1 pseudogene is annotated in these 333 nt (G+C 68.5%); it reads right to left on the bottom strand.

Annotation, left to right across the window (positions count from 1 at the left end):
- Positions 1 to 333: pseudogene (locus tag AC5RVV_RS18300) on the bottom strand (MMPL family transporter); the annotation flags it as partial.

The raw sequence follows: 333 nt of genomic DNA, 5'->3' as shown, positions 1-333 counted from the left end.
GCCGATAAGCTCGGCGGTGCCAAAGATCTGGGAGACGTCCTCGGTGATGTCCTTGCTGAAGTGGATTTCGACGCCGGCCTCCGCCGCCTCGTTCACCGTAGCCTGGACCTCCTGCCGGACCTCGGGCGTGATGGCGTTGATGGATTCGGTGAACTGCACCTGGCTCAGGGCCACCTGGCCGTCGCCGGCGGGTTCGGAGACGAAGCGCATCTCCGCGGCCGCCTCCAGCTTGCGCTCCGCCAGTGCGAGCGCTTCTTCGTTGGCGACGATTTCGCGGGCGCCGGCGTCGAGCTGTTCGCGCCCGGCGTCCAGCTGGGCCTGGGCCTGCTCCAG

It is taken from the genome of Arthrobacter sp. MDT2-34-1, from assembly GCF_059091365.1.
Note: the sequence above shows the minus strand (reverse complement) of the source record. Positions and strands in the feature narration are given on the sequence as shown.